Origin of the sequence: Candidatus Aeolococcus gillhamiae, assembly GCF_016464765.1 — a bacterium.
Classification (GTDB): Bacteria; Chloroflexota; Dormibacteria; order Aeolococcales; family Aeolococcaceae; genus Aeolococcus; species Aeolococcus gillhamiae.
In genome coordinates this window covers 1-9,551 of record NZ_JAEKNS010000096.1, presented here as the reverse complement: position 1 = coordinate 9,551, position 9,551 = coordinate 1, and the positions used below count along the sequence as shown (strand labels likewise).

At 71.7% G+C, this 9,551-nt stretch carries 8 protein-coding genes and 1 pseudogene; 4 read left to right on the top strand and 5 right to left on the bottom strand.

The window, feature by feature from the left end; translation table 11 throughout:
- Positions 1 to 111: 111 nt before the first annotated feature.
- The 4 genes from JF886_RS09200 to JF886_RS09185 all read right to left on the bottom strand — a co-directional run bounded on the left by JF886_RS09200 (position 112) and on the right by JF886_RS09185 (position 6,265).
- On the bottom strand, positions 112 to 2,415 hold the full coding sequence (locus tag JF886_RS09200) for a putative bifunctional diguanylate cyclase/phosphodiesterase (RefSeq protein ID WP_337311740.1): 2,304 nt from the start codon (positions 2,413 to 2,415) through the stop codon (positions 112 to 114).
- Positions 2,416 to 2,526: 111 nt separating this feature from the next.
- Complete coding sequence (locus JF886_RS09195) at positions 2,527 to 4,158, bottom strand: FAD-binding oxidoreductase (protein ID WP_337311738.1); 1,632 nt, start codon at positions 4,156 to 4,158, stop codon at positions 2,527 to 2,529.
- Positions 4,155 to 5,678 carry a glycerol-3-phosphate dehydrogenase/oxidase gene (locus JF886_RS09190; protein WP_337311736.1) on the bottom strand — a complete coding sequence of 508 codons (1,524 nt, stop codon included), beginning with the start codon at positions 5,676 to 5,678 and terminating at the stop codon, positions 4,155 to 4,157. Before JF886_RS09190 ends, JF886_RS09195 begins: the two co-directional genes overlap by 4 nt.
- Positions 5,675 to 6,265 carry a TetR family transcriptional regulator gene (locus JF886_RS09185; RefSeq protein WP_337311734.1) on the bottom strand — a complete coding sequence of 197 codons (591 nt, stop codon included), beginning with the start codon at positions 6,263 to 6,265 and terminating at the stop codon, positions 5,675 to 5,677. The genes JF886_RS09190 and JF886_RS09185 overlap by 4 nt, the downstream gene beginning before the upstream one ends.
- Before the next feature lie 72 nt (positions 6,266 to 6,337).
- Here JF886_RS09185 and JF886_RS09180 point away from each other — a divergent pair, with 72 nt between their 5' ends.
- From JF886_RS09180 to JF886_RS09165, 4 genes are all read left to right on the top strand, one after another.
- Positions 6,338 to 6,460: a hypothetical protein gene (locus tag JF886_RS09180; RefSeq protein ID WP_337311731.1), complete on the top strand. Its 123-nt coding sequence runs from the start codon at positions 6,338 to 6,340 to the stop codon at positions 6,458 to 6,460.
- Positions 6,461 to 6,563: 103 nt separating this feature from the next.
- Positions 6,564 to 6,761 (top strand): hypothetical protein, encoded by a 198-nt coding sequence (locus JF886_RS09175; RefSeq protein ID WP_337311729.1) that lies wholly within the window; start codon positions 6,564 to 6,566, stop codon positions 6,759 to 6,761.
- Positions 6,762 to 6,822: 61 nt separating this feature from the next.
- Complete coding sequence (locus tag JF886_RS09170) at positions 6,823 to 7,482, top strand: LON peptidase substrate-binding domain-containing protein (protein ID WP_337311727.1); 660 nt, start codon at positions 6,823 to 6,825, stop codon at positions 7,480 to 7,482.
- Position 7,483: 1 nt separating this feature from the next.
- On the top strand, positions 7,484 to 8,251 hold the full coding sequence (locus JF886_RS09165) for an SDR family oxidoreductase (protein WP_337311725.1): 768 nt from the start codon (positions 7,484 to 7,486) through the stop codon (positions 8,249 to 8,251).
- Between the two features lie 13 nt (positions 8,252 to 8,264).
- On the opposite strand, the pseudogene JF886_RS09160 reads toward JF886_RS09165, so the two are convergent.
- A pseudogene (locus JF886_RS09160) lies at positions 8,265 to 9,551 on the bottom strand (hypothetical protein); the annotation flags it as partial.

The following is a 9,551-nucleotide window of genomic DNA, read 5'->3' as shown; positions in this document are numbered from 1 at the left end:
AATCGCCCTCTCAAGGCGGAGATCATCGGTTCGAATCCGATACGGGGTACCAGAAACTCAGTCCTGACAGTGAGATCATCGGTTCGAATCCGATGCGGGGTAGGTGTTTTCTCAGCCGGCGTTCGATGCGACGCTGAGCTGCGGCGGTCCTGAGACCACAACCGCGGCAAGAACCAGGTCCGCCGCCGGCATCGGATGGCTGATGAAGAAACCCTGGGCGATGTCGCAGCCGGCTCCGCCGAGCACGGTGAGCGTGGCGTCGTCCTCGACCCCTTCGGCGACGACGCGCATGCCGAGCGCGTGGCCGAGCTCGATGGTGGCGCGGACGAGCGCGAGGTCGCGATCGGCGCCCTCGGCGATTCCGGTGATGAAGGTGCGATCGAGCTTCAGCTCGCTCACAGCCAGCGTGCCCAGGTACGCGAGGGAGGTGAAGCCGGCGCCGAAGTCGTCGATGGCGACGCCGATGCCGAGCGTGCGCAGCTCGCCGATCACGCGCTTGCATTCGTCGAAGTCGCTGATGATGGAGGTCTCGGTGATCTCCACGGTGAGCGCGGACCCGGGCAGGTGGTGGCGTCCGAGCGCCTCGCTCACGGACGGGATGAACCGCTTGTCGAGCAGGTTGCTCACCGACACGTTGACCGACACGGGCACGTCGCGGCCGGCGGCTCGCCACGTCGCGGACTGGGCCAGCGCCTGGTCCACAACCCAGTCAGTGATCAGGGGCATGAGCCCGGCCTCCTCGGCGAGCGGGAGGAAGTCCAGTGGCGGCACCAGGCCGAGGCGCGGATGGGGCCAGCGCAGCAGCGCCTCGACGGCTGTGACCTCCCCGGTCCCGAGGTTGACCTGGGGCTGGAAGTGGAGCAGGAAGCGACCCTCCTGCGTTGCGGTGCGCAGCTCCTCGACGAGACGGAGGCGGTTGCCGTCCTCGTCGATATCCTTGCGATACGTCTCGTAGGACGACGCGCGCAGCTTGGCGCGGTACATGGCGAGGTCGGCACAGCGCAGCAGACCGGCGCTGTCACCGGCGTCGGTGGGAGCGCTGGCGATGCCGATGCTGGCGCTGATGCGCACGCTCACTGCGTCGAGGACGAACGGCTCCTCGAGCTTGGCGATGAGCCGCCGGGCGACGGCGGTGGCGTACTCGATGTCAGCGTCCATGATCACCACGCCAAGCTCGTCGCCGCCGACGCGCACCAGCACGTCGGTGCTGCGCAGCGAGCCGATCAGGCGCGGGCCAAGCTGGCGGAGCAGCTCGTCACCGGCTGAGTGGCCGAAGGAGTCGTTGATCTCCTTGAAATGGTCGAGGTCGATGAAGAGCAGGCCCAAGTCGCGCCGCGGTGTGGTGGGGTCCGCGGCGTCGGCGAAGAAGTCGTTGAGCAGGTAGAAGAGCTGGCGACGGTTGCCGAGCCCGGTGAGGTCGTCGGTGACCGCCTGGCGGTGCCGTTTGTGGGTGAGCGCGCGCATCTGCACGACCGACACCCAGAACCGGAGGCCCACCACCACCAGGGTGGCCGTGGCCAGGCCCAGCGCGACTGCGCTCACCGGGTGAAAGGACCCGAAGAGCAGGATCGCCAGGCCGGAGGCGGCGCCGAGAGCGGGAAGGATCATCCCCGGCGCCTTGTGGGCCACGCCGAGCGCCTTGCCCCGCCCCGGGAGCCAGAGAGCCAGGGAGATGAGGAGGATGGCCGTCGGCCAGGCGACGGCGTCGAAAATTGTGGCGAAGCCGAAGTCGCCGCCGGGGGCCTTGAGGAGGTTGGCGGTGTCACCAGCCGCGTTGACCGCGCAGGCGACGGCGATGAAGACCCACTGGGCGTTGCGCCGCCCGGGCAGGATGGCGCTGACGCCGACCACCAGGGCCAGGAGGATCAGGTCGCCCATCGGGTAGGCGAGGTTGGTCGCCACGGCCGCTGGGTCGGCACCGGTCGTGCGGACGAGGGTGCCGAAGATGAAGGCGGCGCACACACCCGCAGCTCCGAGCCCGGCGACGATGCCGTCGAGCCACATCGCGGAGGTGACGTCGCGCGCCTGGCGACGCACCAGGAGCACCAGGCCGACGTACAGCGCCGGGTAGAAGCCGAGGTAGAAGACGTCGGCGATCGATGGGGTAGGCACGGTGGCGCCACCGCTCGACTCCATGGTCAGGAGGAGGTCGCCGACCGCCCAGGAGAGAGTGCCCACGCCGAACGCCAGGGGAACTGCCCGCCGGCCGGGGCTGAGCCAGGCGCGCAGGAAGCAGAGCCCGCTGCCCACGAACTCGAAGGCGGCCACCAGCCAGCCGTCCACCAGCTCCGAGGAGTTGTCGGCGCGGACCACCAGCGAGACGAGGTAGGCGAGCAGGACGGCGCCGAGCACGCCATAGACGGCCCAGAGCAGCCAGCCCCGGTGGGGTGCTCGCCTGGCGTCGGCGGATATCACTCCCGCAGCCTATTCGCGGCCTGTCGAGCGTAGGTGACGAGTTCAGGACGAGAGTGACAAGGATCACCAACGTCAGTGCCGCGGTCCGCCCGATGGAGACCGTCGTCGAACTCAGTCGGGGAGGAGCTTGCCCGGGTTCATGATCTCGGTGGGGTCGACCTGGCGCGCCAGCGCGCACAGCGCCGCGACGGCGCCGGGGCTGATCTCCCGGTCCAGGTAGGGACGGTGGTCGGTGCCAACGGCGTGGTGGTGGGTGATCGTGCCGCAGTTTTCGAGGATCGCCTCGCAGGCGGACCGCTTGGCGGCCGTCCAGCGGGCTCGCGGGTCCGACCCGGCCGCGGCCAGCACCGTGAAGTACAGCGACGCGCCGGACGGGTAGACGTGGGAGACGTGGCAGCCGATCAGCGGGGCGCCTTCGCCGGGAAGGGCGGCGCGGAGCGCGTCGGTGACCGCCTCGTGAAGCCGGTGCAGCGTGGCCCAGTCGGTGGCCGTCTCCAGCGTCTCGACGAGGACATCGGCGTCGAGCAGCGCGTCGCGCAGATAGGGTCCGTGGTAGCGCTGGCGCAACCACGCGCGCCCGGGTGCGGCGCCGAGCGGGATGGCCTGGTGGCGGCGCAGCACCGCGCGGGCCTCGGACTGGCGCGCGCCGGTGAGCAGCGCGTCGCTGTCCCAGCCGGCGATGAGCAGGCAGCCGCGTTGGTGGCCGCGCAGGCGCAGGTAGCGCCGCCCGATCCGCTCGACGGCTCCGCCGTGCGCCGCCATGGCCATCCCGACCCTGGTCTCCTCGGGGTCGCTCAGCCGGGCGACGTCGGGCGCAACGCGACCCTGGACAAGGTCGCGGATCGCCGCCACGCCGTCGCCGAACGCGGCGAACGACCAGGCCTCGTAGCGGGGCTGGGTGGGGCGGCGGCGCACCTTGACGGTGACCTCGGTGATGACGCCGAGGCGGCCTTCTGAGCCGAGCACGAGGTCGCGGACCGACGGCCCAGCGGCGCTCGCGGGGTGGCCGGCGACGACGATCTCCCCGGTGGGGGTGACCAGGCGCAGGCCTAGGACGAGGTCGTCGAACCGGCCGTAGCCACTCGAGGCCTGGCCTGCGCTCCGAGTCGCGGCGAAGCCGCCGATGGTGGCGTACTCGAAGGACTGCGGGAAGTGGCCCAGGGTCAGGCCGCGCTCGGCCAGGAAGGCCTCGGCCTGAGGGCCGGTCATGCCCGCCTGGAGGGTGGCCGTCATCGACACGGGGTCAACGGCGCGGCCCTGGTCGAGGCGGTGCAGGTGCAGCGCAATGACGGCGCGGTGCCGGCCGCGCAGGGCCCTCACCCCACCGACGACCGACGTTCCCCCGCCGAACGGGACCACCGCACACGACGCGCGCGCACAGGCGCGCAGCACCGTGGCGACCGCCTCCTCGCCGGCCGGAGAGACGACCGCGTCGGGCGCGGCGATCTCCCCGCTGCGCAGGGCGAGGAGGTCGAGATAGCTGCGCCCCCCGGCGTGCCGGACCCGGGCCTCATCGTCGGTAGTGACCGCGCCGTCACCACAGAGCTCGCGCAGCTCGGCGACCAGTCCGTCCCCACCCAGGGCGCTCGGCGCTAGCGCGGGCGGCTGGGGGCGCCCAGCGTCGGACGGCAGCACCGGGATGCGCAGCTCATCGCGCAGGAGGTGGGCGAGACCAGCAGGGATGGATGTGTCGCGGTCGCCCCAACCCCACCAGCGCAGCGGCGGCGGGACGGGCTCGGTCACGCCGCCAGGCCCCCAAACAGGTCGGTGGCGAGCGCCTCGGCACGGCGGCGCTCGGCGGGCACCACGCCGAGCCGGACGCGGCGGTCGAGAAGATCGTCGATGTCCATGGCACCCTCGTGGAGGATGCCGAAGAGCAACTCGACACCGAGCACCGGGCTGCCGGCGAACACCGGCTCGAGAAGCGCGCGGTCGTGAACGGCCAGGCCGGCCACCGCCTCGGCCTCGCTTCCGTAGCGGCGCACCAGGCGTGCGGGGACGCCGGTGGTGGCTCCGCGAGCGCAAGCCCCGATGAGCGGTTGCGAAGCGGTGCCGCTGCGCGGGCCCCCATGCCGGGCCACAACTCGGTCGACGGCGTCCTGGGCCATGCGCCGGTACGTGGTGAGCTTGCCCCCGACCACCGTCAACAGGGTGCCGTCCGGCGACTCGAGGATGGAGTGGCTGCGCGAGAGGTCGGCGGTCGAGCCGCCACCCGTGTCGAGCAGTGGCCGGAAGCCGGCGTAGCGGCCCAGGACATCAGCGCCGGTCAGGGACCGCTGCAGCGCGAGCGATAGGGTGTCAAGGAGGAAATCCTCCTCCGCCGCCCCGACCGCGGGCTCGTCATCGATGGGTCCGTCGAAGGCGTCGTCGGTGACCCCGACGATCACCCTGCCGTCGCCGGTCGGGGTCGCGCCCACCCAGCGCGCGCTCTCCCCAAGCACCGGGGTGATCAGCGCAGCGCGAGGCTCGAGGAGGGCGCGCGCGTCGACAACCACGTGCGCACCCTTGCTGGGGCGCAGCCGCACCGAGCGATCGATGGTGCCGGCCCACACCCCGCAGGCGTTCACGACAGTGCGGGCGCGCACCTCGAAGGTGGTGCCGCCGATCTCGTCACGGACCTGGACGCGGCCGGCCGCGGTGGAGAGCGCCGTGCAGTGGGTGGCGACGGCCGCCCCCTTCGACGCGGCGGTGCGCGCCACGGCGATCACCAGGCGGGCGTCGTCCTCGACCTGCCCGTCCCAGAAGAGCACGGCGCCGCGAAGGTCGTCGGTGCGCAGCCCACCGACCAGGCGCTGCGCCTCGAGCGCGCTGATGCGCCGCGGGGCGGGCAGCTGCCGGCGTCGCGTTCCCGAGGCGAGTCGGAGCACGTCGCCGGCGCGGACGCCGACCTCGGTGAGCGCGCCGCCGAGCGGCGAGAGGGTGCTGTTGAGAGGAGCGATGAAGGGCAGCGGGTGCACCAGGTGCGGCGCCGTCGTGGTCATCAGGATGTGGCGTTCGCGCGCCGACTCCCAGGCGATGCCGAGCTGTCCCTGGCGCAGGTAGCGGAGCCCGCCGTGGATGAGCTTCGAGCTCCAACGGCTGGTGCCGTTGGCGAGGTCACGTCGCTCGACCAGGCCGGTGCGCAGCCCGCGCATCGCCGCGTCGAGCGCCACGCCGGCCCCCGTGATTCCGCCACCGATGACCAGAACGTCGAGCTCCTCGGCGGCGATCCGCGCGATGTCGGTCGCGCGCTGGGCGGCGTTGAGCGAGCCCGCGAAGCTCATCGTGACGTCTCGGGGGGACGCAGCCAGGCGTCGAGCATGAGGCGCAGCTCGGCGTCGATTGCGGGTGTGGCCGCGTCGTCGGCGAGCGCCGGCGAGGCGGCCACCACGCTGCGCACCACCAGCTCGAAGAGGCGCGCCACCGCGGTGCCGCGGACCTCGCGGATCGACCCGTCCCGGCGGCCATCCTCGAGGTGCCGGCGAACCGTGGCTATGGCGATCTCCTGGGCGTGACCCCGGCGAGTGGTCAGGTAGGGCATCAGCCGCTCGCCGTCGAGCTCGATGACGCGGCGGAACACGGCGTCGGCGCGCAGGGCGACCACCGCGCGCGCGGCGGCGTCGATGAGCCGCTCGCGGGCGGTGGGAAGCCTGGCCGCGGCCGCCTCCGCCTCGGCGACGACCATCCCCACCTCGCGGGTGAGCAGGCTGGACCAGAGTGTGGCCGCGTCGGGAAAGGTTCGATAGACGGTCATTCGGCTGGCGCCGGCGCGGCGGGCGACGTCGGCTACCGTGGTGCGGGCGATCCCGCGCTCGGCGACGCAGGCGCGGGCGGCGTCGAGAAGGGCTGCGTCGGAGTGACGCTGTGACATCCTACGTCGCAGTGTAACAGGGGCCGTGGGCTGGTTTCCGCCAAGGGGTGGGCGGTGGCTAGACTCGCGGTGATGCTTCTCACCGACGCGCCGACGTTGCTCTACGTGATCGGCCTCCCGGCCGGCTTGTTGCTCTGCGGCCTTGTGGTCGGAGGCGCGGCCTTCATGCTCCTCGGACGCAGCCGCCGCAGCTGACGGCCGCAGTGCGGGGTCGCATCCTGCTCATCAGGCCGGGGTGCCGCCGGGGGGGGCGGTACAATTCGTCCTGCGTTCACCATCTTTTTCGCGGAGACCAGTTGTGGCCAACACAATCAAGGAGTCCAAGGGAGTCACGTCCCAGAAGGACATCATCACCTCGCAGCGCTGCCCGATCTGCCACAACCTGATGCGCCAGAACGAGATCAGCGTGGAGATTGCCTTCCGCCACCAGCGCAAGCCCGGCGAGCCCAAGCGCGAGCGCATCCTCAAGCACAGCAAGAACTGCAAGGCGGCGTAGGCGCGCGCGGCCCTGCGCTGTCGCACTGAGTCGCGGCGAGGGCAGCGGTACACTGGCGGCCATGTCGGTGCGCCTACCGCTGTTTCCGCTCAACACCGTGCTCTTCCCACACATGCCCGCGGGCCTGCACATCTTCGAGGAGCGGTACCGGGAGATGATCCGTGACTGCCAGGCGCAGGGCACGAGCTTTGGCATCATCGGCATCCGCGAGGGCCTCGAGGTGGGCCGCGCGGCGTTCCCGTTCTCGGTGGGCACCCTGGCGCAGATCCATGAGCTCGAGGCGCTCGACGACGGTCGCTACGACCTGGTGGTCGCCGGCGCGTCGCGGTTTCGGGTGGAGAGCCTGTCGCTGAGCCGGTCCTACCTGGTCGGCAGCATCCGCTATCTCCAGGACACGCGCGGGGACGAGGCCGCCATCCCCGACCTGGCCCACCGCGCCGCGCGCGCCTTCACCGAGTACCGCGCCGCGCTGCGCAACCTCGCCGACGAGACCGGCGCGGAGGAGGACGAGGCAGGGCTGCCCGACGATCCCGAGCTGCTCTCCTACCTGATCGCGGCCTCGCTCAACGTCGAGGTCAACCGACGCCAGGAGCTGCTCGAGGAGGACTCCGTGTCGGGACGGCTGCGCAAGTGCCTGCAGGCGCTCCGGCGCGAATCTGTCTTCCTCACCCAGATGCTGGCTCGGCGCGACCACAACATCGTGCCGGTCTCGCTCAACTGATTTGCCAGACCTGGACCGCTTCTCCCTGAAGGGACGGACCGCACTTGTCACGGGGGGGAGCCGCGGCATCGGCCGCGCCATCGCCCTGGCGATGGCGGGCGCAGGCGCGCAGGTGGCGGTGTGCGCGCGCCATCGCGACGCCTGCGAGAAGGTGGCGGAAGAGATCATCGACGCCGGCGGCACGGCCATCTCCGTGGCCGGCAATGTCGGCCACGCCGAGGACGCCGGCACGATCGTGGCCGCGGTCATGGAGCGCTTCGGTGCGCTGGACATCCTTGTCAACAACGCGGCCACCAACCCGCAGTTCGGCATGCTCGTCGACGCCGAGGACGCCGCGGTCGACCGCGTCTTCGAGGTCAACGTGCAGGGTCCTTTGCGGTTGATCAGCGCCGCGGTGCATGCCTGGATGGGCCAGCACGGCGGCAGCATCATCAACATGGCCTCTGTCGGTGGGATCAATCCCGAGCCGATGATCGGCGCCTACAACGCCAGCAAGGCCGCGCTCATCAACCTGACGCGCACGCTGTCGCACGAGCTCGGCCGGTCGGGGATCCGGGTCAATGCCATCGCCCCAGGCCTGGTCGACACCGAGTTCGCCAAGGTGCTCATCGAGACGCCGAAGATCCACGAGCGGATCATTCGCGGCACCGCCCTGAAGAGGCATGCAGAGCCCGACGAGATCGCCGGCGCCGCGGTCTTCCTGGCCAGCGGGGCGGCGTCATACGTCACCGGCAGCGTCATCGTGGTCGACGGCGGCGCCACCGCCTGAGCTCAGGACTCGATCAGTGGAGATCGAGCACGAAGCGGGTCGGTGACACCAGGTAGAACGCGGTGGCTGTGGCAGCGCGGATCAACGTGAAGCGGTACACGGTCTTGTTGCCGCTGCTGCTCACCAGGCTCACCGAGGAGATCACCTTGCCGAGCGTGGGCGTGCCGGTTGACCCCGCCGGCACGGTGCCGGCGAACGTCACCAGCACAGTGGTCGGGGTGCTGAACGAGACGGTTGCCTTGGGCGTGCCTTGCCCGGCGCCGCTCACGCCGCCGAGGTCGAACACCACGCGGTAGTACGCGGATTGCGCGCCGAAGCGCAGCCGCACCACCTGGAAACCGGTATCTCCGGCGCCGAACGTCTGCACCTGCGACGGGGCCGGTGCGCTGCTGGCGCTGGCGGCAGCACTGGACTGCGCGGGGGTGGACTGACGAGGCGGAGCGGCCGCCGAAGTGGCCGGTCGGTTCGCGGTTGGTGCGACCGGATGCGAGGAGCCGCGCCCGAACAGCAGCGCGAGCACGAAGATGAGGCCGATCCCGGCGACGCCGGCGAGCAGCCGATTGTCGGGGCCCGTCTTGGAGAGACCCGCGACCCCCTGGCGCCCCCGGGCGACCGCGGCGAGCGCGCGCATCATCCTGGTGGAGAGCGGCACCTGCTCGCGCGCGACCGCGCGGCTGTGCCGGCCCAGTGGTCGCGGCGGCGGCGATGTGGGTTTGCCGGCGGGGACGTCCGCGTCGGGATACGAGGAGGCGGCGAACGCGTTCCAGCCGGCCGAGTCGACGGGCTCGGCGACGTCGCGTTCGGCGATGACGTCTGCCGGTGTGCGCACGCGCCGATCGGCGACGACATCGGGAGCGTCGTGCATGTCCGGCTCGGGCTCGACGATCGCCGGTGATGTCTTGTGACCGGAGAACCCCTGCAGCTCCACCTCCTCCGCGGGCGACGCGGGCGGAGCCTGAGGCGGCGTGGCCGCGATGCCCGCGACGATGTCGGGTGTGGACCTGTGGGCCGGTGCGGGCAGCGGCGCACCCCGGCGCGACGGCGCCCCGCTGACGATCTGCATGGAGTCTTCGAGTGCCTCCCCGCTGCGCGCCAAAGCGAGGCGAACAGCCACCGCGTCGCGCATCCGCGCCCACAACGCCGCAGGGCCTGCCGCGGGCGCGACTCGTCGCGGTGGTGCGGGACGGTGTGGCGGGGCGGACACGGCCGGCGGAAGCGGTGGCTCGAGCGGCTCGACGAGGTCTATCGGCGCGGTCGGCGCCACGGCGGACGGCGCGGTCGCGACGGCGGGGGGCGGCGG

Coding starts and splice junctions, on each gene's coding strand:
- JF886_RS09180 (WP_337311731.1), top strand. CDS start 6,338: ATGCTTCTCACCGACGCGCCGACGTTGCTCTACGTGATCGGCCTCCCG.
- JF886_RS09185 (WP_337311734.1), bottom strand. CDS start 6,265: ATGTCACAGCGTCACTCCGACGCAGCCCTTCTCGACGCCGCCCGCGCC.
- JF886_RS09170 (WP_337311727.1), top strand. CDS start 6,823: ATGTCGGTGCGCCTACCGCTGTTTCCGCTCAACACCGTGCTCTTCCCA.
- JF886_RS09190 (WP_337311736.1), bottom strand. CDS start 5,678: ATGAGCTTCGCGGGCTCGCTCAACGCCGCCCAGCGCGCGACCGACATC.